The organism is Luteolibacter sp. Y139 (assembly GCF_038066715.1).
GTDB classification, from domain to species: Bacteria; Verrucomicrobiota; Verrucomicrobiia; order Verrucomicrobiales; family Akkermansiaceae; genus Haloferula; species Haloferula soli.
This window is the reverse complement of sequence record NZ_JBBUKT010000002.1, coordinates 221,273-247,511: the sequence shown is the minus strand read 5'-3', so window position 1 is coordinate 247,511 and position 26,239 is coordinate 221,273. Positions and strand designations below refer to the sequence as shown.

16 protein-coding genes are annotated in these 26,239 nt (G+C 62.4%); 3 read left to right on the top strand and 13 right to left on the bottom strand.

Features of this window, described 5'->3' with window-relative positions:
• Nucleotides 1-13: 13 nt before the first annotated feature.
• Both WKV53_RS06010 and WKV53_RS06005 read right to left on the bottom strand, forming a co-directional pair.
• On the bottom strand, nucleotides 14-505 hold the full coding sequence (locus WKV53_RS06010) for a hypothetical protein (RefSeq protein ID WP_341403454.1): 492 nt from the start codon (nucleotides 503-505) through the stop codon (nucleotides 14-16).
• Nucleotides 506-580: 75 nt separating this feature from the next.
• Nucleotides 581-1,270 carry a ubiquinone/menaquinone biosynthesis methyltransferase gene (locus WKV53_RS06005; protein ID WP_341403453.1) on the bottom strand — a complete coding sequence of 230 codons (690 nt, stop codon included), beginning with the start codon at nucleotides 1,268-1,270 and terminating at the stop codon, nucleotides 581-583.
• Nucleotides 1,271-1,370: 100 nt separating this feature from the next.
• Between WKV53_RS06005 and WKV53_RS06000 the strand changes: the two genes are divergently transcribed.
• Together WKV53_RS06000 and WKV53_RS05995 are read left to right on the top strand one after the other, a co-directional pair.
• Nucleotides 1,371-5,843, top strand: a complete 4,473-nt coding sequence (locus WKV53_RS06000; RefSeq protein ID WP_341403452.1) for an MBG domain-containing protein — start codon at nucleotides 1,371-1,373, stop codon at nucleotides 5,841-5,843.
• Between the two features lie 68 nt (nucleotides 5,844-5,911).
• Nucleotides 5,912-8,095: a glycoside hydrolase family 3 N-terminal domain-containing protein gene (locus tag WKV53_RS05995; protein ID WP_341403451.1), complete on the top strand. Its 2,184-nt coding sequence runs from the start codon at nucleotides 5,912-5,914 to the stop codon at nucleotides 8,093-8,095.
• A 6-nt stretch (nucleotides 8,096-8,101) separates the two neighbouring features.
• On the opposite strand, the gene WKV53_RS05990 is transcribed toward WKV53_RS05995, so the two are convergent.
• From WKV53_RS05990 to WKV53_RS05960, 7 genes are all read right to left on the bottom strand, one after another.
• The gene (locus WKV53_RS05990) at nucleotides 8,102-9,928 is read right to left on the bottom strand and encodes a C-type lectin-like domain-containing protein (RefSeq protein ID WP_341403450.1); all 1,827 of its coding nucleotides are present in this window, start codon (nucleotides 9,926-9,928) and stop codon (nucleotides 8,102-8,104) included.
• 23 nt (nucleotides 9,929-9,951) lie between these two features.
• A complete protein-coding gene (locus WKV53_RS05985) occupies nucleotides 9,952-11,766 on the bottom strand; it encodes a lectin-like protein (protein WP_341403449.1) in 1,815 nt (604 codons plus the stop codon).
• A 51-nt stretch (nucleotides 11,767-11,817) separates the two neighbouring features.
• Nucleotides 11,818-13,662, bottom strand: coding sequence for a C-type lectin-like domain-containing protein (locus WKV53_RS05980; protein ID WP_341403448.1), 1,845 nt, complete (start codon nucleotides 13,660-13,662; stop codon nucleotides 11,818-11,820).
• Nucleotides 13,663-13,767: 105 nt separating this feature from the next.
• The gene (locus WKV53_RS05975) at nucleotides 13,768-15,594 is read right to left on the bottom strand and encodes a lectin-like protein (RefSeq protein WP_341403447.1); all 1,827 of its coding nucleotides are present in this window, start codon (nucleotides 15,592-15,594) and stop codon (nucleotides 13,768-13,770) included.
• Nucleotides 15,595-15,610: 16 nt separating this feature from the next.
• On the bottom strand, nucleotides 15,611-17,440 hold the full coding sequence (locus WKV53_RS05970) for a lectin-like protein (RefSeq protein ID WP_341403446.1): 1,830 nt from the start codon (nucleotides 17,438-17,440) through the stop codon (nucleotides 15,611-15,613).
• Between the two features lie 167 nt (nucleotides 17,441-17,607).
• Entirely contained in the window at nucleotides 17,608-19,422 is a 1,815-nt protein-coding gene (locus WKV53_RS05965) for a lectin-like protein (protein WP_341403445.1), read from the bottom strand.
• 97 nt (nucleotides 19,423-19,519) lie between these two features.
• Nucleotides 19,520-20,938, bottom strand: coding sequence for a sulfatase family protein (locus tag WKV53_RS05960; RefSeq protein WP_341403444.1), 1,419 nt, complete (start codon nucleotides 20,936-20,938; stop codon nucleotides 19,520-19,522).
• 238 nt (nucleotides 20,939-21,176) lie between these two features.
• Between WKV53_RS05960 and WKV53_RS05955 the strand changes: the two genes are divergently transcribed.
• The gene (locus WKV53_RS05955; RefSeq protein ID WP_341403443.1) at nucleotides 21,177-22,205 is read left to right on the top strand and encodes a hypothetical protein; all 1,029 of its coding nucleotides are present in this window, start codon (nucleotides 21,177-21,179) and stop codon (nucleotides 22,203-22,205) included.
• 5 nt (nucleotides 22,206-22,210) lie between these two features.
• Here the strand turns inward: WKV53_RS05955 and WKV53_RS05950 are convergent, their stop codons facing one another.
• From WKV53_RS05950 to WKV53_RS05935, 4 genes are all read right to left on the bottom strand, one after another.
• The gene (locus tag WKV53_RS05950) at nucleotides 22,211-23,005 is read right to left on the bottom strand and encodes a PH domain-containing protein (RefSeq protein WP_341403442.1); all 795 of its coding nucleotides are present in this window, start codon (nucleotides 23,003-23,005) and stop codon (nucleotides 22,211-22,213) included.
• Entirely contained in the window at nucleotides 22,950-23,495 is a 546-nt protein-coding gene (locus WKV53_RS05945; protein WP_341403441.1) for a PH domain-containing protein, read from the bottom strand. Before WKV53_RS05945 ends, WKV53_RS05950 begins: the two co-directional genes overlap by 56 nt.
• A gap of 52 nt (nucleotides 23,496-23,547) precedes the next feature.
• Nucleotides 23,548-24,927 carry an alginate export family protein gene (locus WKV53_RS05940; RefSeq protein ID WP_341403440.1) on the bottom strand — a complete coding sequence of 460 codons (1,380 nt, stop codon included), beginning with the start codon at nucleotides 24,925-24,927 and terminating at the stop codon, nucleotides 23,548-23,550.
• A 168-nt stretch (nucleotides 24,928-25,095) separates the two neighbouring features.
• On the bottom strand, nucleotides 25,096-26,133 hold the full coding sequence (locus WKV53_RS05935; RefSeq protein WP_341403439.1) for an ROK family protein: 1,038 nt from the start codon (nucleotides 26,131-26,133) through the stop codon (nucleotides 25,096-25,098).
• Nucleotides 26,134-26,239 lie beyond the last annotated feature (106 nt).

Here is a 26,239-nt window from a genome sequence, read left to right as displayed (position 1 = left end):
GCCAGCATCGGCCTTAGGTGACCGGCAGGCGATGACCTGTCTCGGCTTGCTCTGCGTTCCTGTTCTCCGGATTGAACGCCTCCAGTCTGACCAAAAGCTGGAACAGCATGATCGCGAGGCCGGAGAGAAGAAACGAAGCCGCCGAACTTCCATACTCGAAGACGGTGTGAACGTCCGCGCCGTCCTCCGCCGATCCATTCGAATGAAAGTCCGTATGGATGAGGAGAGGAAGGAGCAGCCACAGGTAACCCCAGTCCCCCCACAATCGCGCCGACTTCGGTACCCTGACCCGCGCATCGAGGATAACACGCCAAACCTGCCAGATTCGACGGGCGAGAACAATCGAGGAAACAAACCCGAATAAAGCGCCCAGTCCTCTCAGATCGAGGGACGACGCAGTATGTCCCACCTCCCGCGCATACTCATGGCTGAGCGACCAGTTTGTCACCCACAGGATGGCGCAGTATCCAAAGATGATGGCGACAACTTTGGTTTCAGGTTTCATCCCTCAGAGGCTAAGCGAATTTGTTCAGGTTTGCCACGGTATTATCGGGATGGGGAATAGGTATGCGAACGCACTTCAAACCGCCTCCGCCGTATAGATCGAGGCCACCCCACAGCACAGCGGCCGCGCATCCGCCCCTCGGAAACCCTGCGCATCAATCAGCCCGCACATCTCCTTCCCCATCGGGAACTCCTCAATCGAGCCACCGAGGTATTCATACGCATCCTTCTGCCCCGTCAGGTAGCCCGCCATCTTCGGCAGGACATTGTGCAGATACCAGCGATAGGGCTTCCTCATCACACCTTCCGGCAAAGAGAAATCGAGCACCACAAGATGCCCACCCGGCCGCAGCACCCGCCGCATCTCACGAATCGCCGCAGCATAGTCGGCCATGTTCCGCAGCCCGAAGGCCACCGTCACCACATCAAACTCCCCATCCCGAAACGGCAGCGCCAGCGCATCCGCCACCAGCGTCCGCGCCAGTCCCCGCCGGCTCGCATGCGCTAGCATCTCCGCGCAAAAGTCACTACCGGTCACCTCCACGTCCGGACAAGCATCCTGCATCTCAAGCGCCAGATCCCCGGTGCCGGTCGCCACATCGAGCACCCGCCGCGGCTGCCATGAACGCACGATCCGCGCCACCTTCCGCCGCCACAGGATATCCGTGCCTAGGCTGAGCACGTGATTCGTCGTCACATAGCGGTCGGCGATGCGCGCGAAGGCCTCGCGGACATACGACGGGTCTTGAATGGTTCCGGCACCCACGGGCTGATCGGTACGCGGGATTGCCGGGCTGCCAAGTCCCGAGTCGCCTCATTAGCGGTGGATTGACCTTTGAAATGAAATTTCCAATGCTCTCCTCCGGATGAACCTCACCCGCATCCTCCCCTTGGCGGTGCTTCTGGCTGCCACCCTTCCCGCGGCTTCCCAAGAACGTCTGGCCGATCTCCTCGCTGAACCCGGCGCCAGCCTCAATGACCCGGCCTCCCGCCAGCGCATTGTGGACCGCCTGAAAGTCGCGGACGGCCAGCGCCGCCAAGCCGCCCAGGCAAAGGCCCAGCAGCGGGGCCTGCCCCTCCGCGTCACACGCCGGAACGGGACCATCGAGGAGCTCGCCGACTTCGATGGCGAAAAGCCGGTCTATTTCACCACCCAGAACGTCAACGCCGCGATCTCCACCGGCGCGAATCTGGTGCGGGACACCTACGCGGTCCAGGGAAGCGGCATCACCATCGGCCTCTGGGACGGCGGCTCGGCACGCAGCACCCACCAGGAATTCGGCGGCCGGGTGATCGTGAAGGACGGCGCGGGATCCATCGACCACGCGACCCACGTCGGCGGCACCCTGGCCGCCGCCGGCGTCGTGGCAAATGCCAAGGGCATGGCCCCGCAGGCGACCATCGACAGCTACGACTGGAACAGCGACGTCACCGAAATGACCGCCCGCGGCGCCACCGCCCCAGGCCAGCAGGCCACCCGCATCTATCTCTCCAACCACAGCTACGGCTACATCAGCGGCTGGAATTGGGTGGGCGCAGCCAACCAGGATTGGGAGTGGTGGGGTGATGGCACCACCGCCACCGGCTTCGAGCAGGACTTCGGCCGCTACAATACCTATGCGCGCGATCAGGATGCGCTGTCGTTCAACGCCCCCTACTACCTGGAGTTCCGTGCCGCGGGCAATGAGCGCGAAGACAACCCCGTCACCGGAGATCGGGTGACCCTCTCTCCCGGCGGCGGCTCGGTGGTCTCGTTCGATCCCGCCCTGCACCCAAGCGGTGACGGCCAGTATCGCGGCGGCTTCGAGTGCATTTCCTTCGATGCCCTGGCAAAGAACATCCTCACCGTCGGATCGACCCTTGATGCCGTGACCGGCGGCGTCCGCGATGTCTCGAAGGCGACGCCAAGCTCGTTCAGCTCCTTCGGTCCCACCGACGACGGCCGCATCAAGCCGGACGTGGTCGCCAATGGTGAAGCCCTCTACTCATGCCTGAATGCCAGCAACACGAGCTACGGCACTTATAGTGGCACCAGCATGGCCACCCCGAACGCAACCGGTTCCGCCGCCTTGCTGATCCAACTCTACGGCAATCTCTTCCCCGGCGGAGCGATGCGCGCCAGCACCCTGAAAGGCCTCTTGATCCACACCGCCGATGATCGAGGCAATCCCGGCCCCGACTACAAATACGGCTGGGGCCTCCTGAACGTGAAGGCCGCCGCGGACCTTCTCACTGACCATTCCAGCTTCCCCGAAAAGCATCGCGTCACGGAAAACCAGGTCACCACCAGCACCGTCGTCCGCACCCAGTCCTTCGTCTGGGACGGCACCTCGCCCATCCGCGCCACCCTCTGCTGGACCGATCCCGCCGGCACCGCGACCACCACCTCCGACCTCCGCAGCCCGCGGCTGGTCAATAACCTGAACCTCAAGCTGGTCTCGCCGACCGGTTCGGAGTTCTTCCCCTGGGTCATGCCCTTCGTCGGCACATGGACTCAAGCGTCGATGGATTCCGCCGCGACCACCGGCATCAACAACACCGACAACGTCGAGCAAGTCCTCATCCCCTCGCCCGGCGCCGCCGGCACTTGGCAAGCCGTGGTCTCGTTCTCCGGCACGCTGACCAATGGCAACCAGAACTACTCGCTGTTACTGAATGGCGCGGCCGCAGTGGTCCCGCCACCACCGCCACTTTCCATCGCCACCGTCACACCGGCGAGTGCCTTGCCCGGAACCATCACCATGGATCTAACAGGCACCGGCTTCGAAGCGGGCACCGCGATCAAGCTGACCCGCTCCGGCCAGACCGACATCCAGGCCACCGGCGAGCAGCTGATCGGCGAATCACTGCGCTGCCAGGTAAACCTCACCGGTGCCGCACCGGGCACATGGAATGTAGTGGCGACCAATCCCGATCTTGAAACCGCCACGCTCTCGAATGGCTTCGCCGTCGTCGGCGCCCTGTTTGCCGAAAGCTTCGACGGCACCGTCACCGGCTGGACCTCACAAGCGACCACCGGCAGCAATGCATGGTCGCTCGTCACCTCTAACAGCCATTCCCCGACAACCTCGTATTTTGCCCCCGCCCCTTCAACGAAGTCCACCGTCGCCCTCACCTCCCCGTCCATCTCCATCCCAGCCAATGCCAGCAACATGCAGCTGGGCTTCTGGCACAGTTACAACCTCCAGTCGGCACGCGATGGCGGAAAACTGGAATTCTCGATCAACGGAGGCACCTGGTTTGAAGTCACCTCCGCCAGCTCCGGCCTCAGCTTCGCCAGCAATGGCTACAACAGCACCATCGGCGGCACTGGCAAACCGAGCGACCGCAGCGAGTTCGAAGGAACCAGCGCGTGGTCCGGCAACAGCGGCAGCTTCGTCAACACGCTCGTCAATTTCACCGACAACGCGAAGTTCGCCGGCAAGAGCCTGCGCCTTCGTTGGCGGCTCGCCACCGACACCGGCACCTCCAGCCCGGGCTGGTATGTCGATACCATCTCGCTGATCGGCGGCGGCAATATCACGAACCAGGCACCGGCCATCACCACCGCAGCCAGCAGCTCGTCTATCGAAGCCGTCACCGACCCTGACACCACCGTCTATCAGATCCTTCGCGGCACCGGCACCACCTTCACCGTGGCCGCCAGCGACGATGGAGGCGAACCCGCGCTCCACTACACCTGGAGCAGCACCGGTCCAGTCTCGGTCTTCTTCCAAACCAACGGCACCAACGCGGCAAAGACCACCCTCGCGAACTTCGATGCGACCGGCGACTACCTCGTGACCGTCGCCGTTCAAGATGCCCAAGGCCTCACCACCAGCAGTTCCGTCCACGTCCGCGTGGTTCAGACCGCATCGTCTATCGCCGTCTCTCCCGCCACAGCAAGCCTGGCCGTCGGTGGCACCCAGGCCTTCGGAGCCTCCTTGCTCGATCAATTCGGCACCGCCATGGCGACTCAGCCGCCATCTTTCACGTGGTCCGTCAGCGGCGGAGGCACCATCAATGGCTCCGGTCTCTTCAGCGCCACCACCGCCGGGGGCCCCTATGTCGTCACCGCCACCTCCGGCAGCATCTCGAATACCGCCAGCGTGACGGTCAATCCGACCACCGCCACCGTCACCCTCGGCAATCTCACACCGACCTACGATGGCACGCCAAAGGCAGCCAGCGTCACGACCTCACCACCGGGCCTTGCCGTCTCAGTGACCTACAATGGCTCCTCCACCGTCCCGACAAATGCCGGCAGCTACGCCGTCGAAGCCACCATCACCAATCCCAATTACCAAGGTAGCGCCACCGGCACCCTCATCATCGCCAAGGCTACCGCCACCATCACCCTCGGCAGCCTGACGACCACCTACAACGGCTCTCCTAAGAGTGCCTCCGCCACCACCACGCCAGCCGGACTCACGGTCTCGTTCACCTACGATAGCTCTCCGATTGTTCCATCGAACGCCGGTAGCTACGCGGTCGCCGCGAGCATCAACGATACGAACTACCAGGGCACCGCGAATGGCACCCTCGTCATCGGCAAAGCGACCGCCACCGTCACACTCGGCAGCCTTACACCCACCTACAACGGCTCTCCAAAGAGTGCCACCGCCACCACCTCGCCACTCGGCCTCTCGGTCTCGTTCACCTACGATGGCTCTCCGGGTGCTCCTTCAAACGCCGGCAGCTACGCCGTCGCCGCAAGCATCAGCGACACGAACTATCAGGGCAACGCGAGCGACACCCTCATCATTGGCAAGGCCACCGCCACCGTCACCCTCGGCGACCTGTCCCACGATTACGATGGCACCCCGAAAGCAGCGACCGCCACCACCAGCCCCGCAGGCCTTACGGCGACCTTCACCTACGATGGATCTGCCACCGCGCCCTCCGCCATCGGCAGCTACGCCGTCGTGGCCACCGTGAACGACACGAACTATCAAGGCACTGCCAACGGCACCCTCGCGATCAATGGCATGATCTACTCGCTGTGGAAAACGCAGCAGTTCACCGCCGCCCAAATCCTCGCCGGTGAGACCGATCCAGAAGACGACGCCGACCACGACGGCCTCGACAACCTCGCCGAATACGCCCTCGGCACCGATCCTAACAGCTTCACCGCCCCTCCCGCCTTCTCGCTGGACGCCACTCACCTCACCATCACCTTCACCCGCCCGAAGGGACGCAATGACGTCAGCTATCACGCCGAGTCCGGCGACCAGTTCGGGCCTTGGACCGATGTCCCGCTTGAAGTCATCGGCGAAACGGAAACGCAGGAAACCCTCCGCGCCCGGGTGGCCCGCCCAGCCTTGGGCGACCGCCTGTTCCTGCGGCTGCGTTTCGACTGACAAAATGTGACACACGGGTAAACCCGAGGGACATTGACACCCGCCGCGGGCTCACATGTCATGATGACATGACCCGTCCGTTCTGTCTCACGCTGTCGCTGCTCCTAACCGCCTTTCACACGGCGCGCGCGGACGAGACCGGGCAACGCATCGAAGCCATCCTCTCGAAGCTCACGCTTGAGGAAAAACTCGGCCAGCTCCGCCTCGTCGACGGCCACGCTGGCGGCGGCTGGAAGCCCCAGCACATGGCGCTCGCCCAAGCTGGCGTCCTGGGCGGCACCTTCAATGTCCGCGGTACCGGCCCGACCAGCGAGATGCAAAGGGCCGCCCTCTCCACCCGCCACAAGATCCCCCTCGTCTTCGCATTCGACGTCGTCCACGGCTACCGCACCATCTTTCCCGTGCCACTGGGCGAAGCAGCGAGCTGGGATCCTGACCTGGCCGAACGCTGCGCCGCCGTAGCCGCCAAGGAATCCCGCGCCGCAAATGTCTCCTGGACCTTCGCCCCCGTGGCGGACATCGCCCGCGATCCCCGCTGGGGCCGCATCGTCGAAGGCTCCGGCGAGGACCCGGTCCTGAGTTCCGCCTTCACCGCCGCACGAGTCCACGGCTTCCAGGGAAAGGACATCTCCGCCCCCGACCGCATGATGGCCTGCCTGAAGCACTTCGCCGGCTCCGGTGAAGCCGAAGGCGGTCGCGACTACAACTTCGCCGACGTCTCGCTGAGAGCCCTTCGCGAAACCCATTTCCCGCCCTTCCTCGCCGGCCTCAAGGCCGGTGCTGGTTCCATCATGCCCTCCTTCAGCGCCATCGATGGCGTCCCGGCCACTTCGAATCCCTGGCTGCTTCAGGACGTGCTGCGCAAGGAGTGGGGCTTCGAAGGCATCGTCGTCTCGGACTACGACGCCATCGGTCAGCTCGTGAATCACCGCGTCGCCCCGAGTTGGGATGAGGCTGGGCAGATCGCGCTCCGCTCGGGCCTCGACGTGGAAATCTGGGGCAGCTGCATGATGCAGGCTCAAGGCCTGATCGACAACGCCGACGACCTCAAGCTGGTCGACAATGCCGTCCGCCGCGTGCTCCGCATGAAGTTCTCGCTCGGCCTCTTCGACAAGCCCTACGGCGACCCTGCCCGTGAAAAGGAAGCCATCCTTCACCCCGATCACCTCAAGCTCGCGCGCGAAGCCGCGGCGAAGTCCTGCGTCCTCCTGAAGAACAACAACCAGACCCTTCCCATCCCACCGGCCGCCAAGAAAATCGCCATCCTCGGCGCGCTCGCGAATGACAAGCTCAGTCAAATGGGAAGCTGGACCGGCGATGGCCACGCTGAAGACTCGGTCACACTCGTCGAAGCCGTCCGCCAGCGCCTCGGCAACAACGGCACTGTGATCTACACTCCTGCAGGCTCATCTTCCGGCTTCAGCTTCCGCAAGCCATCCGACGGGGTCGATGAAGCGAAGGACGCCGACTACATCATCGTCGTCGTCGGTGAAAACGGCGACATGACCGGCGAAGCAACTTCGCGGAGTTCGATCGATCTTCCCCAACAGCAGCTCGATCTCGTGCAAAAGGTCAGCGCCCTCGGCAAGCCCTACGCCGTGGTTCTCATGACCGGCCGCCCGCTCACCGTCGGCTGGCTGGCAGAGACCTGCCCCGCCATCCTGCTCGCCTGGCACGGCGGCACCATGGCCGGCCCCGGCATCGCCGATGTCCTCTTTGGCGACGTGAACCCGGCTGGCAAGCTCCCCGTCACCTTCCCCCGCAGCGTCGGACAAATCCCGCTAACCTACAATTCCACCCCGACCTCCCGTCCCCTCGTCGAGGGCGACAAGTGGACGTCCAAATACACCGACATCAAGAATAGCCCGCTCTGGCCCTTCGGCCACGGCCTCAGCTACACGAGTTTCCAAATCTCTCCCCCGCTGTTAGACAAGCGTACCATCCCTCATGATGGAACCGTTCGCTTCAAGGTCTCGGTCACCAACCAGGGCGAACGCGACGGCGACGAAGTCGTTCAAGCCTACATCCAGGATGACGTCGCCTTCGTCACCCGCCCCATCAAGGAACTGAAAGCTTTCAAGCGCGTCTCTGTTCCCGCCGGCAAAACCGTCACCGTCGACTTCGAGATCCCCTCAAAGGACCTAGGCTACTGGATGCCAAATGGAACCTACCGCCTGGACCCGGGAACCTTCACCCTCATGACCGGCAGCAGCTCCGCCCAAGTGAGATCCTCGAGCTTCAGTCTTCAGTAGATCCCATCACTTCGCAGCCGCTGGCATCACCAGCGGCATGCCATCGATGTCCGGCTCGATCTTGCCGCCATCCTTCGCCAGCAGCCTCGGCGCATACCCCGCCGGAGCACCGAATACCGACAGCGCACACGGGCTTTTGAGATTCACGTAAAGTGCCTCGATCGTATAGCTGCCCTTCTTGAGCTCCACCTCGCCGAACAGCATCCCGTAGTTGCCGTTTCGATCCTCGTCCTCGACGTGTATCGTGTCTCCTTCGAGCTTCCCCTTGTAGGTGTTGTCGCGGACGAAGCGCAGCCACTTCTGATCCGCGATCCGTAGGGCAGCCTTGCTGTCCGAGTAAATGCCAATCTGATAGAGCCCGTCTCGTGGGATCACGAGTTCCGCCTGCGCCATCACCATGAACTGGTCCTGTGCCCCCGGCCTGTCGCCGGGTACTTCCACCGGGTTGGAAAACTTGATGTCGCTCGCACCATCCGAGTCGATGTAGTTGAGCTTCTCCACATTCTCGGCAGTCACCGATGGAGCACTGGCGGGAAGCCCCATCGCATCCTGCAGGCTCTCCATCGGCTTGGCACCGGCTGGCAGATCCTTGCGAATGACCGTCCATCCCTTGCTGCCGATGCCGGGCCACGCAAGATCTCCCGCCGCCTTGTGGCCGGGATCGCGCCACTGGTCGGTCGAGCCATCGAGCACGTGCTCCCCCGGCGCCGCGAGCACTTGAATCATCCCATCTGCAGTGCGGTTCACCAGCAACACTTCAATCGTGCTTTCGCCGGCCGGCAAATCGATCACCCCGATCGAATTGCCATCGCCCGACTCGCTCTCGAAATACATCGTTTCCGGGTCGAGCGGATCGATTCCTCCGAGACCACTCACCGACTTCCACTTGTGGCCCGGAAAGCGGACCGCGTAGTAGTCATCGCCGTGGACATTGATGCTCCATGTCCCCGGCTTGTCGAGTTTCACCTTGGCCACGTGCAGCGCCGCACAGGTATCCTTCACCATGGGAAAATCCGGGTGATCCTTGACCTCCGTCCAACCGCCGGCAAGGGAGATGCCATACTCGACGTGATAGTTGACCCGCTGGCAGCGACGGGTGGAATCCTTGAGCAACGACATCCTGACCTGTAGATCCATCACCGCGGTCCAGATACTGAATGACTGGATTCCGAGGACGCTCATCACGGTCCATGGGCCATCCCCCGGACCATTCCTCTCGTTGTTCGATAAATCGACCCGCCACTTCGCTGGCAATACTCGCCGGATCCTCTCCGCTCCCGGGACCGGCCCGGGAGAGCGGGTTTCCCACTCGATCATCGAGGCATTCCGGAAATCCATCTGCTGCCCGTCCGATCCGATTGCCCAGTCTCCCCAGCGGCCCGAACTTTCGATCGCCACGGCATCCTCTCCCGTCGGCAAATACTCGTTCGGCTCCATGCTTCGCCACGCCTGAAAAGTGACCGGTTCGCCCGTCACCCAATGCCAACCCTTCGTTCGATCACTGCCCGCTTCCTTTCCACCGTACTTCTCATTGTCGCTCATCCCGAGCCAAATGTAGTGCCCCAGCACCTTCTGATAGACGAACATGTTCTCCGCCGCGCTGCCGATGCACACGAGATGCCCCGGCTTCCCCGTCTTCCCCAACGGATCCACGCTACGCTCCGCCATCGACTGCGCCTCCGTCCACGTCATCGTCGTGTCTACCGTCTTGTAGAGGTTCCACGTCCCGCCGGGACCGTACGGTGCGGTGAAAAACGTGCCGTTCGGCCACGCCGCATGCAAGGAAGCGGGAGCCGCGACGAGAGTCGCGATGAGGGGGAGAAGTCGATTCATGGGCTAACAGGCGAATAAGAATTTCACTTCGAAGCAACAGGCATCACCAGCGGCATCCCATCGATGTCCGGCTCGATCTTGCCGCCATCCTTCGCCAGCAACCGCGGCGCATATCCCGCCGGCGCTCCGAACACCGACAGCGTGCACGGCACGTCCCGGTTCATGTAGAAGACCTCGATCGTGTAGGCCCCCTTCTTCAGCTCGACCTCGCTGAACAGCATCCCGTAGTTCCCGATCGTATCGGCATCCTCGGTATGGATCGTGTCCCCTTCGATCTTCCCCTTGTAGCTGTTATCGCGCACGAAGCGCAACCACTGCTGGTCCGCAATGCGGAGGGCCGCGCGGTTGTCCGAACAAATGCCGATGTGATAAAGGCCATCGCGCGGGATCACCAGCTCCGCCTGGGCCATCACCACGAATTGGTTCTGCGACCCCGGCTTGTCACCGGGAAGCTCCGATGGATTCGGGAACTTGGGCTCACTCGCACCATCGGAGTCGGTGTAGTTGATCTTCTCCACCCCTTCCGCCGTCACCGCTGGCGCGCTCTCGGGAAGCGTCATCCCATCCTTCAGCAGGTCCATCGGCTTGGCTCCTGCCGGCAGGTCTTTCCGGATCACTGTCCACCCTTTGCTGCTCACGCCGGGCCAGGCCAAGTCACCCGCCGCCTTGTGACCCATCACACGCCATTGGTCCGTCGAGCCGTCCATCGTGTGGTCGCCGGGCGCGGCCAGCACCTGGATCATCCCATCGTGCAGGCGATTGGCCAACATCACCTCCACCGTGCTCTCGCCAGCCGGCAAGTCGATCACCCCGATCGCATTCCCATCGCCGGACTCGCATTCGAAATACATCGTTTCCGGGTCTAACGGATCGATCCCGCCGAGACCGCTCACCGACTTCCACTTGTGACCGGGAAACCGCACCGCGAAGTAATCGTCAGCGTGAACGTTGATGCTCCACGTCCCCGGTTTTTCGAGCTTCACCTTCGCCACATGCAGTGCCGCACAAAGGTTCGTCCTCATGGGAAACTGCGGATTGTCCTTAATCTCCACCCAGCCCCCCGCAAAAAAACTGCCGTGCTCGATGTGATAGTTCATCCGCTCCATCCGCATGAAGTTGCCGTGGATCTCCATCCGCTGCTGAAGATCCTTCACCACGTTCCAGATGGACATGGTATTCAGCTCCAAGACGCTAACCACCGACCACGGACCCTCGCCGCCGATAGGCTCCCTCTTCGAGAAATCCACCGCCCACTTCTCCGGCAACACCCGCTCGATCTTGATCGCCCCCGCAACCGGCTCGGCCGAACGAGTCTCCCACTCGATCATCGAGGAATGCCGCCATTCAGCGAATCCATTGGACCCGTCCGGCCAGTCGCCCCACCGCCCGGCCGATTCCATCGCCACCGCATCCTCGCCGGTCCCGGCGTCATTCGGCTCCATGCTGCGCCATGCCGCGTAGGTGATCGGCTCTCCCGTCAGCCAACGCCAGCCACCCTTTGGATTATCGTGAGCCTCCTTTCCTCCGCGCTTCTCGCTATCAGTCAACCCCATCCAGATACAGCCACCATCCACCTTCTGGCGAACGAACATGTTCTCCGCCGCACTCCCGATGCACACCAGATGCCCCGGCTTTCCAGTCTTCCCGAGCGGATCCACGCTCCGCTCCGCCGCCGCCTCGGCATCTACCCACGTCATCGGTGTGCTCACCGTCTTGTAGAGATTCCAAGTCCCGCCGGGCCCGAAAGGTGCGGTGAACAGTGTCCCATCCGGCCAAGCGGCGTGGGCGGACAATGGAGCCATGATCAGCCCCGCCAATAACACAAAAAGTCGTTTCATAAATTCAGGCTGAAGGGGGAAATGTTAGACAAATAGGCTCCGATATCGAGGTCACCTCTCCGGCGCAGGCACGATCACCGGCTTCACCAGCGGCAATCCGGAAACATCAGGCTCGATCCTGCCGCCATCCTTCGCCAGTAGCCGCGGTGGAAAGCCAGCCAGCGCGCCAAAGACCGACAGCACGGTCGGCCCCTTCACGTTCACGTAAAACGCCTCGATCGTGTAGCTGCCCTTCTTCAACTCGATCTCCCCGACGAATTGGCCGGCCATACCCATAGTCTCCGGCTCCTCGGAATGCATCGTGTCCCCCTCGATCTTCACGTGATACGTCTGGTCACGCATCGTGCGCTTCCACTTCTGATCCGCGATCCGCAGGGCGCAGCGGTTGTCCGAGTTAATGCCAATCTGATAGGTGCCATCGCGCGGAATCACCAGCTCCGCCTGCGCCATCACCACGAACTGGTCCTGCCCGCCGGGCTCGTCGCCGGGCAACTCCACCGGATTCGGAAACTTGATGTCGCTCGGTGCCCCGGAGTCGATGTAGTTGATCTTCTCCACCCCTTCCGCCGTCACCGTGGGCGCGCTCTCGGGCAAGGCCATACCGTCCATGAGCTTCTCCATCAGCTTGCCACCCGCGGGCAGGTTCTTGCGAATGACCGACCACCCCTTGCTGCTCACGCCCGGCCACGCGACCGTCCCCTTGGCCGTATGGCCCGGCTTGCGCCACTGATCGGTGGAGCCATCCATCGCATGCTCGCCCGGAGCGGTGAGCATCTGGATCATCGCATCATACTGTGAACTACCTAACAGCACCTCCACCGTGCTTTCTCCCGCAGGCAAGTCGATCACGCCGATCACGTTGCCATCGCCCGTCCCACACTCTTGGTAGATCGTCTCGGCATCCAATGGATCGATGCCCCCGAGCCCGCTCGCCGACTTCCACTTGTGGCCGGGAAAGCGGATCGCGACGTAATCATCGCAGTGAACGTTGACGCTCCACGTCTCCGGCTTGTCCAGTTTCACCTTCGCCACGTGCAGCGCCGCGCAAGGCCCCATCTGCATCGGAAACCGCGGGTTGTTGGGAATCTCCATCCAGCCGCCCGCGGTCTTTTTGCTCGGCGGTTCCACTCGATAATTCATCCACGCGATGTGGTAAGCCGTCGTCTCGGCAGGCATCGCTTCCTGCAAGCCTTGGACCACCGTCCAAATGCTCGAGGCATCGAGGTCCAATGTGCTCATCACCGTCCATGCCCCTTCACCGATCGACTCTCCCTTCCACGCGGAAAGATCGACCGCCCACTTCTTCGGCAGCACCGGCTCGATCTTGAGGGCTCCCGGCACCGGCCCCGGCGACCGGGTTTCCCATTCGATCATCGAGGGATTCTTGGTCTCCATCTGGCCATCCGCGCCAATCGACATGTCCAGCCAGCGGCCGGCATGCCCGACCGCCACGCCATCCTCCCCCGTCGCGTGATATTCATTCGGCTCACTGCTCCGCCACAATTGAAAGGTGTAGGGCTCCCCGGTCACCCAATGCCAGCCGCCGTTGCGATCACTGCCCGCTTCCTTTCCACCGCGCTTCTCGCTGTCGGTCAGCCCCGCCCAGATCCAGCGCCCCTCCACTTTCTGATAGACGAACATGTTCTCGGCCGCGCCGCTGATGCACACCAGATGCCCCGGCTTCCCGGTCTTGCCCAGCGGATCCACACTTCGCTCCGCCGCTGACTGGGCCTCCGTCCACGTCATCGGCGTGCTGACCACCTTGTAGAGATTCCATGTCCCGCCGGGACCGAAAGGAGCGGTGAAAAGCGTTCCGTCCGGCCACCCGATGTCACTTGCTTGCAATGTCACAGGGGCGAGGGCGAGAGCAGCCAGCAAGGGGGAAAGTCGATTCATCGGTTCAGGAGCGGACGGATGCCGCAGATAAAGAATTCAACTACGATAACTCCTCACAACTTGCCAAGGAGTCTCTCAATTAGCTTTCCACCCGTCTCACGCCGGTCACTTCTCCGGCTCTGCCACCGGCATCACCAGCGGCAGGCCATCGATGTCCGGCTCGACCTTCGCGCCATCCTTCGCCAGCAGCCGTGGAGCGTATCCCGCAGGCGCACCGAAGACCGACAGCGTCGTCGGGCCATCCCGGTTCATATAAAAGGCCTCCATCGTATAGGTCCCCTTCTTCAACTCGATCTCGCCAAAGAGCTGGCAGCCATTTCCAATGGGCTTCGCCTCGTCCGAGTGGATCGTGTCCCCCTCGATCGCGCCTTGATACGTGCTGTCGCGCACGAAGCGCCGCCACTGTTGATCGGCGATGCGCAGGGCCCCGCGATCATCCGTGTGGATGCCGATGTGATAAATTCCATCGCGCGGGATCACCAGCTCCGCCTGCGCCATCACCACGAACTGGTCTTGCCCGCCAGGCTCATCACCGGGCAGCTCCACCGGATTCGGAAACTTGATGTCACTGACCGACCCGGAGTCGATGTAGTTGATCTTCTCCACCCCCTCGACGGCCACGGTCGGCGCGCTCTCCGGCAGGGCCATGCCATCCATCAGCTTCTCCATCGGCTTGGCGCCTGCCGGCAGATTCTTGCGAATCACCGACCACCCCTTGCTGCTTACACCGGGCCATGCGAGATCACCCGCCGCCTTGTGCCCGGGCACCCGCCATTGGTCGGTCGAGCCGTCCATCGTGTGCTCGCCCGGAGCCGCCAGCATCTGGATCATGCCATCGAAGCTGCGGTTTCCTAACAGTACCTCCACCGTGCTTTCTCCCGCCGGCAGATCGATCACGCCCATCATGCTGCCGTCACCCGACTCGCATTCGTAGTACATCGTTTCCGGATCAAGTGGATCCACCCCGCCAAATCCGGTCACCGACTTCCACTTGTGCCCGGGAAAGCGCACCGCGGAGTAAACGTCACAATGAACGTTGAAGCTCCACGTCCCAGGCTTGTCGAGTTTCACCTTGGCCACATGCAGCGCCGCACAGGGCCCCATGAACATGGGAAACATCGGATTGTCCTTAATCTCCACCCAGCCGCCGGCGAAGAAGCTGCCGTGCTCGATGTGATAGTTCATCTTCGACATGCGGTAGGCCGCTGGCGATACCGGCATTTGCTGTTGCAAGCCTTGGACCGCAGCCCAGATGTTGGAGGTGTTGAGCCCCATCAAACTCATCACCGTCCACGGTCCCTCACCGCGCACCCTGCCTTTCCATGCGGCAAGGTCGACTGACCACTTCTCCGGCAATACCCGCTCGATCTTGAGAGCTCCGGCCACCGGTTCCGGCGACCGGGTTTCCCACTCGACCATCGAAGGATGACGAAACTCCATCTCGCCGTCCGCTCCATACGGCCAATCCCCCCAACGCCCGGAGTGCCCGATCGCCACGGCGTCTTCGCCGGTGGCTTCATGCACATTCGGCTCGCTGGTCCGCCATGATTGGAAGGTATACGGCTCACCGCTGAGCCAGTGCCAGCCTCCCGCGCGATTGCTACCAGCCTCCTTCCCTCCGCGCTTCTCATTGTCGGTCAGACCAATCCAGATGTAGTCGCCCGTCACCTTCTGATAGACGAACATGTTCTCCGCCGCGCTGCTGACGCACACCAAATGACCCGGCTTCCCGGTCTTCCCGAGTGGATCCACGCTGCGCTCCGCCGCCGACTGGGCCTCCGTCCACGTCATCGGGGTGCTGACCACCTTGTAGAGATTCCAAGTCCCGCCAGAACCGTAAGGCGCCGTGAAAAGCGTGCCGTTCGGCCACCCCGCTTGGGCGGACATTGGAGCCACAGCAAGTGCGGCAAGCAAAAGGGAGAGTCGTTTCATGAGGTCATCGGACGAGTCACTTCTCAGCCGCAGCCACCGGCATCACCAGCGGCAAACCATCGATGTCCGGCTCGATCTTCCCACCATCCTTCGTCAACAGCCGCGGCGCATATCCCGCCGGCGCACCGAAGACCGACAGCGTTGTCGGGCTCTTGAGATTCACGTAAAACGCCTCGATCGTGTAAGTGCCCTTCTTCAGCTCGATCTCGCCGAAGAGCTGGCCTGCCGTGCCCATCCGGTCCGGGTCCTCCTCGTGCATCGTGTCACCCTCGATCTTGCCGTTGTAGCTGGTGTCGCGCACGAAACGAAGCCACTGCTGATCGGCGATCCGCAGCGCGCAGCGATTGTCCGCATGAATGCCAATGTGATACATACCGTCGCGCGGAATCACGAGCTCCGCCTGCGCCATCACCACGAACTGATTCTGCCCACCGGGCTCATCTCCAGGCAAATTCGCGGGGTTCGGAAACTTGATGTCGCTCGCCGCATCCGAGTCGATGTAATTGATCTTCTCCACCCCTTCCGCCGTCACCGCCGGCGCGTCCTCGGCCAGCGCCATGCCATCCATCAGCTTCTCCATCGGCTTGGCACCCGTCGGCAAGTTCTTGCGAATCACCGACCACCCCTTGCTGCTCACGCCCGGCCACGCGAGATCGCCTGCCGCCTTGTGGCCCGGCACCCGCCATTGATCGGTGGACCCGTCCATCGTGTGCTCCCCGGGAGCGGCCAGCATCTGGATCATCCCATCGAAGACACGGTTTCCTAACAGCACCTCCACCGTGCTCTCTCCCGCCGGCAAATCAATCACACCCACCATGCAGCCGTCACCCGACTCGCACTCATAGTACATCGTCTCCGCATCCAGCGGATCGATGCCTCCCAGCCCCGTCACCGACTTCCACTTGTGCCCCGGAAAGCGCACCGCAGCGTAGTCGTCACAATGGACGTTGAAGCTCCACGTCCCGGGCTTCTCAAGCTTCACCTTGGCCACGTGCAATGCCGCGCAGGACCCCATGAACATCGGAAAGGCCGGGTTGTCCTTAATCTCCACCCAGCCACCGGCGAAGAAATTGTTGTGCTCCACGTGGTAGTTCATATTCGACATCCGGTAGGCCACCGTCGAAGTCGGCATTTGCTGCTGCAAACCCTGAACCACGCTCCAGATGCTGGACGTATCCAGACCCAGCACGCTCATGACCGTCCATGGTCCCTCGCCGCGCACCCTGCCTTTCCAGTCGGCAAGATCCACCGCCCACTTTTCCGGCAGCACCCGCTCGATCTTCACAGCTCCGGCCACCGGTTCCGGTGACCGCGTCTCCCACTCGATCATCGAGGCATGCCTGGGCTCGGTCTGCCCGTCCGCACCCATTGGCCAGTCCGCCCAGCGGCCGGACGACTCGATCGCCACCGCATCCTCGCCGGTCGATTCGCCCTCGTTCGGTTCGATGCTCCGCCACGATTGATACGTGTAAGGCTCGCCCGTCAACCAATGCCAGCCGCCATTGCGATTGCTTCCCGCCTCCTTGCCCCCGCGCTTCTCACTATCGGTGAGCCCGAGCCAGATGTAGTGGCCCGTCACCTTCTGATAGACGAACATGTTCTCCGCCGCGCTGCTGATGCAGATCAGGTGACCCGGCTTCCCGGTCTTACCCAGCGGATCCACGCTGCGTTCCGCCGCCGACTGGGCCTCCGTCCACGACATCGGCGTGGCCACCGACTTGTAGAGATTCCACGTCCCCCCGGGACCGAAGGGAGCGGTGAAAAGCGTGCCATCCGGCCACACGGCGGCCAGTAGGGACGCGGGAGCCGCGACAAGGGCGACCAGCAAGAGAGAAAGACGATTCATGGGTTGACGGTTGGGTGGCTTGGGGCGGCGGAACTGATAAGTTCCAAACCGGGTCTACCTATCGAAATCAACTACGGAACCCGCCTCACCTTGCCAAGAACGCTCTTGGCCAGCTTTCACTCCCGTCCCCCGGGATCGCTCAACTTGCACCTTCCGCGGCGACCTTGTCACTTTGCAGGCATCACCAGCGGCAAGCCATCGATGTCCGGTTCGATCTTGGCGCCATCCTTCGCCAGCAGCCGCGGAGCGTATCCCGCCGGCGCGCCGAAGACCGCCAGAGAGGTCGGCCCCTTCACATTCACATAGAACGCCTCGATCGTATAGCTGCCCTTCTTCAGCTCGATCTCCGCGAAGAGCTGCCCGTTCGTGCTCTTGCGATCCGGGTTCTCGGTATGAATCGTGTCACCCTCGACCTTCACGTGGTAAGACGTATCGCGAATGATTCGCAGCCACTGCTGGTCGGCGATCCGCAGCGCACAGCGGCTGTCCGACTGAATGCCGATGTGATAGAGCCCATCGCGCGGGATCACCAGTTCGGCCTGGGCCATCACCACGAACTGGTCCTGCGGCCCCGGCTCATCGCCCGGCAGCTCCACCGGATTCGGAAACTCGATGTCACTCGCCCCGTCCGAGTCGATGTAGTTGATCTTCTCCACTCCCTCCGCCGTCACTGCCGGCGCATTCTCGGGCAATGCCATCCCATCCATCAGCTTCTCCATCGGCTTCGCACCCACCGGTGGCTTCTTGCGAATGACGGTCCAGCCCTTGCTGCTAACACCCGGCCACGCCAGATCGCCCGCCGCCTTGTGCCCGGGCAAGCGCCACTGATCGGTCGAGCCGTCCATGGTCTGCTCACCGGGTGCCGCCAGCACTTGGATCATGCTGTCGTTGACGCGATTGCCCAGCATCACCTCGATGGTACTCTCTCCCGCTGGCAGATCGATCACACCGATCCCGCAACCATCTGCCGACTCGCACTCATAATACATCGTTTCCGCATCCAGCGGATCGATCCCGGCGAGCCCCCTGACCGACTTCCACTTGTGCCCGGGAAAGCGCACCGCGAAGTAGTCATCACCATGGACGTTGATGCTCCACGTCCCTGGCTTGTCCAGTTTCACCTTGGCCACATGAAGTGCCCCGCAAGGACCTGCCCTCATCGGAAACGCGGGGAAATCTTTGATCTCCACCCAACCACCGGCAAAGAGCGTGATGTGCTCCACGTGGTAGTTCAACCGCGGCATCCGGAAGGCCGTCTGCATCGCATGAATCTGTTCGTCCAAGCCTTGGGCCACCGTCTGGATGCTGAAGGTGTCCAGCCCGACCGAACTCATCACCGTCCACGGCCCTTCACCGATCACCTCTCCTTTCCACGCGGAAAGATCCACGGACCACTTCTCCGGCAAGACTCGCTCGAGCTTCACAGCCCCCGCCACCGGCTCCGGCGAGCGCGTTTCCCATTCGATCATCGAGGCCTGCTTGTTCTCCGTTTGACCGTCGGCGCCATTCGGCATGTCAAGCCATCGGCCGGACGCCCCGATCGACACCGCATCCTCTCCGGTCGCTTCCATTTCATTCGGCTCGTAGCTCCGCCACGATTGGAAGGTGTAAGGCTCGCCCGTTATCCAATGCCAGCCGCCATTGCGGTCGTCGCGGGCCTCCTTGCCTCCGCGCTTCTCATTGTCGGTCAGTCCGGTCCAGATGTAGAAGCCCTGCACCCTCTGATAGACGAACATGTTCTCCGCCGCGCTGCTGATGCACACCAGGTGTCCCGGTTTGCCAGTCTTGCCGAGCGGATCCACGAGCCGTTCAGCCGCTGACTGCGCCTCCGTCCACGTCATCGGCTTGCTCACCGCTTGATACAGGTTCCACGTCCCGCCCGGACCAAAGGGCGCCGTGAAAAGCGTCCCATCCGGCCAGGCAGCTTGGAGGGAAGCGGGAACCGCCACCAGCGCGGTCAACAGAAGGGAAAGTCGATTCATGGGTTCGCTAAGAGATAAGTGCCACGGGTCGGGAATGGACTCCCGATCAGCCTCACTTATTCAATCATCTACGATGGCAGACCCCGGCCTGCCACGCTCATTCTTCGTCTCCGTCCTTCTTCTTTGCCCCGAGTTCCGGCCCCTTGTCCGCAGGCATCGACTGGCTCCACTCCACCGCTGCCTTCGACAAACGCGCGGCGACGTCCGCCTTGTCCTGAGCCAGATCCTTAGCCTCCCCCGGATCCGTCGCCAGATCGAAAAGCTTGCTCTCCGACCCATCATATTCACACACCAGCTTCCAATTCCCTTCCCGCACCGCCAGGTCCGGCTGACGCCGCCCCGGCTGTCCCACCACTTTCCGGTCCGGTGGACGACGCCAGAACACTGGCGCCTTCCGCGACGCCTCGGACTTCCCTAACATCGTCTCCGAAAGATCTTCCCCGTCAAACTTCACCCCCTCCGGAACAGGCGCATCCGCCAGCTTCAGCATCGACGGCGCAAGGTCGAACGCCGCGAAAACAGAAACGTCATTCACCGAGCCTTCCTTCTCCTTAGCGATCAATCCCGGAGCCCACACGATGAGCGGCGAACGCACACCACCTTCCCACAGCGTCCCCTTCACCCCGCGGAATTCCCCGGCCGATCCCGCACCCGGCTCCGGCCCATTGTCGGAGCAGATCATCACCACTGTATTGTCGCGCAGCTCGGGCGTGTCCCGGATGTGGTCGAAGAATTTCCCGAACTGCCGGTCCATGTTTTCTAGCACCGACAGGTACTGCTCGCGCTTGCCCTGCTTCCACGACTCCACCGGTGGCCAGAACGGCGAGTGAACATCATCCGGCCACAGGTTCACATAAAACGGCTTCTTTGCCTTCACCGCCTCGTCGATGAATGGGATCGCCGCATCCACATAACCGGTGGTGATCTTCGAGCGCAGCATCCACGTCACCGGCTTGCCCAGCCGCGTCGCCTCCTGCCAGATCTTCCCCGGCTCCTTGTCGCCGGGCTTCATCGTGAGTGGCAGCAGCTTCGGCCCCATCCCCTCGAAGTTCGTCAGGCTCTGGTCGTAGCCGTAGGAGGTGATCGCCGGCGCATTGTCCACGTCCCGCTGGCCACCCAGATGCCACTTGCCGAAGTGCCCCGTCGCATACCCCTTCTTCTGGAGGAAGCGGGCCAGTGTCGGAGCCTGCGGGTCCAGCCACTGCGCCATCCCACGGCGCTCGTTCGATGCCCGGTTTTCCAGGAATGACGTGATCTTCCAGCGCTGCGGATATTGCCCCGTGGTCAGCGCGCAACGCGACGGCGAGCAGATCGGCGAGTTCACGTAAAACTGCCGGAAACGAATCCCTTCCTTCGCCATCCGGTCGATGTTCGGCGTCGACGCCTCCTTGTTCCCGAAGCACGAGAAATCCCCCCACCCCATGTCATCCACCAGCACCAGCACGATATTCGGCGGAGCCTTGGCGGCGGCGAGCGACGAGAGCAGGGCGACGGCAACGAGAGAGCGCAGGATCATGGCTTGGGTCGAACAACGTGTCCTTCTTTGTTTCTCCAATCCTCCTCCTGTTCCGGCAATCCGGAAAGACTTGAAGCGCCCACCGGCAGAGGAGCGCCGGAATGCCGTCGCTTTCTGCACGGATGGACCTCTTGCCAGTCGGTACTCACGGCTCTGACGAATTCCTCACATTGCTCTCTCGACTGGCATTCCGGCGCCGCGATGTCAGGTTCTACCGGATCCTTCTTCTCATTGCCTCATGAAAGCGCTCCTACTCCTCGCCTGCGCCGCCTTCGTAACGCAGGCATCTGCCAGCTTTCACCTCATGCAGGTCGAGCAGGTTATCGGCAGCCTCAATGGCAACTCTGCCGCCCAAGCCGTCCAACTGCGCATGCGCTCCCCCGGACAGAATCTGGTCAGCAACACAAAGGTGTGGGCAGCCGACGCCACTGGCAGCAATCGGATCCTCCTCCTCGACATTGCCGCGGACGTCAGCGTGTCATCCGCAGGCTCACGGGTCCTTTTGGCGACGGCCGCCTTCACCACCGCCGTGCAAACGGTGACACCGACCTTTTCACCCGACTTCACTTTGGCGACGCCGATCCCCGCCTCCTACCTCTCCGCCGGCCGGATCACGTTTGAAGACGATGCCGGAACGGTAGCAACTCCCGGCAGTATTCTCTGGTCCCTGGCTTGGGGAGGCGCTGCCTACACCGGTTCCAACACCGGTGCGACTACCAACGATTCGAACGGAAACTTCGGCCCACCCTTTGCATCAAGCCTTCCCACTTCCGGAGCCCAAGCCATTCGCTTCACCGGCGCTTCGAGCGCTCTCAGCACGACCAACCTTGCCGACTACGCGCTGGGCACCAATCCAGCAACCGTGGTCCGCAACAATGGCGACAGCTTCGTCCTGCCACTGGTGACCGCCATCGAAACCTGGCGGCAAACGAATTTCGGCACCACCGCCAACAGCGGCAATGCCGCGGACGATTTCGATTTCGACAAGGACGGCCTGGTCAACCTCATCGAGTTCGCCCTTGGCCTCGATCCCAAACAGAACAGCGCTCACCTGTTCCCTCACGGACAGATCGCCGCAGGAAAGTTCACCCTCAGCTTTCCTCAACCCGCCGGCGTCTCCGGCATCACCTACGGCGCCGAGTCTTCCACCACCTTGCAGGCCGCAAGCTGGACACCCGTCACCGACACCGGCACCAGCGGCCAGCACGTCTTCAGCATCCCGATCGCGAGCAAGGGTTTCCTGCGCCTGAAAGTCACCGACCCATGAAGCGCTCAAGGATTCCCCTCGGCCGCCCGGCGCAATCCCACCGCTTCTGTTAGCATCGCCTCCAGCACCTCTTGTACCGTGCTGCTTCCCTCATGAACAGAGGGCACCACATGCCGGTCCTCGTGATCGCCCAGACCCGCATCCCGGTGAACCCGCATGCGCTCTGAAATCAGCTGCTTCACTTCCTCCGCGTTGTGGATGCCACGGAAATACGCGGTATGAAGATTCAGTCCGGGTTGCTGCTGCTGACCCACGACACTTCCTCCACCTGCCGTCTCCACCTTCAAGTCGGCAATGCCCAGCCAACGCTGGATCGGCCCCTGCGTCACCGAGAGGTTCTGGATATTCGCGAAGGTGAAGGTGATCTCGCGCACCGTGGCCACCCCCTCGCGAATTCGCAGGCTTCGATCCGTGACCAGATACCAGCGCTTCTCATAATCGAGCTGTACCAGCGCCAGCGAGAACAAGGCCTGACAAATCAGGAGGCCTAACACCACGACCTCCACGCCCGCTATCACCGCCGAGGCACTCCCCTCATGATTTACCGCCAGCGCGATCGAAATCACGGTGAGCGGAGTCAGCGCGCCTATCATCGCCAAGCCATTCCGGATGCCCCACATCACGCGCAGGTATTTCAGATACTTCGGAGCCGCACGGAAGACGCGTGCCGAGCTCTCATCGCCCGGCGGTGCCTCCGGCTCCGCCGGAATGCGCAGCCACTTCTCACAAAGCTCACGGAAGAAGCTATACATCGCCCCCTCCTTTCCGTTCGAGCGCCTCGCGCGTCCGGCGTAGCTCATCGCGGATTTGCGAAAGCACCTCCACCATTCCCGTCGGCGCTTCGCCCGCGATAGCAGGCACTCCTGAATGCGTACCCGCAGCCTGCTCGCCACCACGCGCCCCACGCATCCGCATGTACAGGAAATCCCGGATCTGCTCGAATTCACGGAACCCTTCGATGACCAGCTCCGCCCCCGCATTCCCCGAAGCCGTCTGCACCTGCACATCGGCCAGGCCCAGCCAGCGCTGAATGAATCCCGAGCGCAGGTGAATGTCCTGTATCCGCGCGTAAGTCAGATTCACCTCCCGCCGGAACAGGATCCCCACCTTCATGTGAATCCCTTCGTCATCGAAACGATACCGCAACGTGTGGTAGCGGAAATACAGATACGGGAATGCGATCAGCATCCCCGGCCCGCTCAGGATTGCGCGGATTACATACAGCTTCCACAGCGCCGGATCGGGACGTTCCAGGGCAAAGATGCGCGCAGCATTTCCATCGGACTTCACGGCTCTCACTGGAACCGCTCCGACCTTCGCGGTCAATCCCACTGCGAGTCGCTTAGAACGTCAGCATGACCTGCGTGTAGAGCCAGTCGGCATCCGTCGTGGCCGCCACCGAGTCCTTCACGTAGTCACCCACGAAATAGTGGCCGTAGCCGAGCTGCAGGTTCGCCCACGAGTTCACCTTGTAGTTGGCGTAGAGGTCGAGCTCGGTGCCCGCATAGGAGCCGGCATTCGGATTGATGCCGTAGCCGTTCCCCGTACGACCGGGACCCGATTCCGGATAGAAAAGGTCGCTCGTGTCCGCGAGCACGAAGGCCATCAGATCGGCATTCAGGCTCAACCCATTGACCGGCTTCACCGAGAAGGTCAGCTTGGGGATGTGCATGTTCCGTGCACTCATGAGATCCATCAGGCCATAGGGCCGGTGCTGCGTGCCGAAGAGGTTCTCCAGCGTCTCCACCTTGCCATCCTTGGAGTTGCTGTCGCCCGAGCCATAGTCATAGCCGAAGCCGAGGCGCGGCTTGCCCCACACATCCTTCCACGTGTAGCCGCCCTGCAGGAAAACCGCATAGGAGCTTTGATCCAGCCGGCGGTTCTGCGCGCGATTGTAGACACTGCCAAACTGATACGCCGTCTCGAAGGTGTAGTCCCATGCACCCCAAGCTTCCGGATCGGACTTCCACAAGGTGCCGATCGTGTAGATATCGCGCTGCGTCGAGGGCGACCCCGGATTGCCCGCCGAATTCGAGTTCGGCCCCTTCACCCCATAGTTGCGGGCCAGGAAATAGAACTGCGTCTCCTGACAAGGGATCAGCTTCTTGGTGCCGCCATAGAGACCCGAAAGGTAGTCGTAGTCATTGCTGACATTGAAATTGCCATCATCGGGAATCACCACCCGCCCGGTGAAGGCATCGAGCCAGCCGAAGGAATTCTCGAGCCGCAGCTTGATCGCGTCAAAGGACCGGCCCGTGTTGTTCCAGTCGCCCTTGCCGAGGAAGCGTTCGTCGCCATACACCAGCTCCTGTCGGCCGATCTTCGCCGTGAGCGGGAATTCCTTCGCATTGCCCAGCACCACATACGCCTGGTGAATGTCGAAGACATCATCGGCCTTCACATCCTCATGACCGGAGGCATCGCGTCCCTCGATGAAGAACGAGAACCAGTCATCCTTGTAACCGAGGTGAAGCTTCTCACGCAGGTAGTTCGCATCACGTCCTTTCGCGATGCCATCGACGAAATCGGTATTCGCCACCACCCCCGCATCGTCCTTCATCTCATACCGTGCCCGGAACTCCCCCCCGATGTCCCATGGCGTGAACGCCGGCGACCACTCGATCAGCTGGGCATTCAGCAAAGTCGGCTCGGTTTTCTCAGGAGCCGCAAAGGCGCTACCGAGGCACGGAAGAAGGACACAGGGAAGGATGGCCCGTTGCATGGTCCGCGAAGCCTAACGGCACGATCTCTCCTGTGAAGTAGAACGCGCGTCAGTTGATTGAATCCTCTTCATGCCACGCCGGCATGAAGATGCCACAGCGGCCTCTCAGGACCGCTGTGGCATCATCTTATTAAATCACCTCTGGCATTCCGGTGCCAGGCGCACCCCTCAGGACGCCTCCCTGGCGATGTGCCGCGCCACCAGCGCCGCACCCACTGCCTGCGAAAGCTCGCCAAGCGTCGCCGGCACGATCCGCAGCATCTCCCGCTGCGTCGGCCACAGATACTTCAGCGCCGTATCGCGGATCCCGCCGAGGTAGCGCTCGCGGAATTCCACCGTGGTCGCATCGGGATCGATCAGACCTCCGCCAATAACGAAGCAACTTGGGTCCACCGCCATTGAAAGCTCGGCCACCAGCAAGCCCATCGCTTTCGCCTGCAAATCGAACAATTCCAGCGCCAGCGCATCGCCATCCTGAGCCAGACCGCGCAGCTTCAGCACGCGCTCCTTTTTCCCAAGCGAAGGATCCGCCAAGACGTGACCGGGGTAACGCGGCAAGGCGCGCTCCAGCAGTCCCGGCAGGCCGGCGAGGCTGGTGTACATCTCATAGCACCCCCAGTCGCGGCCACAACCGCAAGTCAGCGCGTCCGTGCCCAGAAGCTGCAAAGGCGCCGCCAAGTGCCCCGTCTCCATCCCCGCCAGCGTATCGCCGTCGAGTGGCATCCCGGAGGCATCCACATAGGCACCACCGAGACCCGAGCCGGGAGCCAGCATAACCACGCTGCACGCCTCGGTCCCACGGGCGCGATGAGCTTCAGCCACGCCGCCCAGATTGCCATCGTTGCCGAGCGCCAGCGGCAGGATCCGGCCGGACTCGCGCTCGAGCGCCACCCGCAGGTCGTGCTCCACATTCCAGCCATCGAATTCCGCGGGCAGGTTCGGCGAGGTATCCAGCACGCCATAGCTGCGGCGCGGGCCGGGCACGGCCAGACCGACGCCTTCCACCTGCGCCCAGGCCAAGCCATGCTGCGCCAGGAATTCGTTGATCGCGCCGATCCACGCGCCGATCACCGCGGCCGTGCCGCCTTCGGAACTGGTGGGGCGTTGCAGTAGCTCGCTCGGGAAGATCGAGCCGTCGCTTCGCACCGCCGCAATCTTCGACGTGGTGGCTCCGCTATCGATGCCGATGTAAATGGGTTCGCTCATGAGTAGGTAGGTCGCCGCGAAGCTAGGGAGCCACCCGCCGGCAAACAAGCCCGCCGCAAGTGAAATCTTGGCATCGCCGGAGGTCCCTTTTCCCTCAAATCACGGG

Excerpts from the sequence above, each read along its gene's own strand:
- WKV53_RS06010 (WP_341403454.1), bottom strand. The coding sequence starts at position 505 with ATGAAACCTGAAACCAAAGTTGTCGCCATCATCTTTGGATACTGCGCC.
- WKV53_RS06000 (WP_341403452.1), top strand. The coding sequence starts at position 1,371 with ATGAACCTCACCCGCATCCTCCCCTTGGCGGTGCTTCTGGCTGCCACC.
- WKV53_RS05995 (WP_341403451.1), top strand. The coding sequence starts at position 5,912 with ATGACCCGTCCGTTCTGTCTCACGCTGTCGCTGCTCCTAACCGCCTTT.
- WKV53_RS05990 (WP_341403450.1), bottom strand. The coding sequence starts at position 9,928 with ATGAATCGACTTCTCCCCCTCATCGCGACTCTCGTCGCGGCTCCCGCT.
- WKV53_RS05985 (WP_341403449.1), bottom strand. The coding sequence starts at position 11,766 with ATGAAACGACTTTTTGTGTTATTGGCGGGGCTGATCATGGCTCCATTG.
- WKV53_RS05980 (WP_341403448.1), bottom strand. The coding sequence starts at position 13,662 with ATGAATCGACTTTCCCCCTTGCTGGCTGCTCTCGCCCTCGCCCCTGTG.
- WKV53_RS05975 (WP_341403447.1), bottom strand. The coding sequence starts at position 15,594 with ATGAAACGACTCTCCCTTTTGCTTGCCGCACTTGCTGTGGCTCCAATG.
- WKV53_RS05970 (WP_341403446.1), bottom strand. The coding sequence starts at position 17,440 with ATGAATCGTCTTTCTCTCTTGCTGGTCGCCCTTGTCGCGGCTCCCGCG.
- WKV53_RS05965 (WP_341403445.1), bottom strand. The coding sequence starts at position 19,422 with ATGAATCGACTTTCCCTTCTGTTGACCGCGCTGGTGGCGGTTCCCGCT.
- WKV53_RS05960 (WP_341403444.1), bottom strand. The coding sequence starts at position 20,938 with ATGATCCTGCGCTCTCTCGTTGCCGTCGCCCTGCTCTCGTCGCTCGCC.
- WKV53_RS05955 (WP_341403443.1), top strand. The coding sequence starts at position 21,177 with ATGAAAGCGCTCCTACTCCTCGCCTGCGCCGCCTTCGTAACGCAGGCA.
- WKV53_RS05950 (WP_341403442.1), bottom strand. The coding sequence starts at position 23,005 with ATGAGCTACGCCGGACGCGCGAGGCGCTCGAACGGAAAGGAGGGGGCG.
- WKV53_RS05940 (WP_341403440.1), bottom strand. The coding sequence starts at position 24,927 with ATGCAACGGGCCATCCTTCCCTGTGTCCTTCTTCCGTGCCTCGGTAGC.
- WKV53_RS05935 (WP_341403439.1), bottom strand. The coding sequence starts at position 26,133 with ATGAGCGAACCCATTTACATCGGCATCGATAGCGGAGCCACCACGTCG.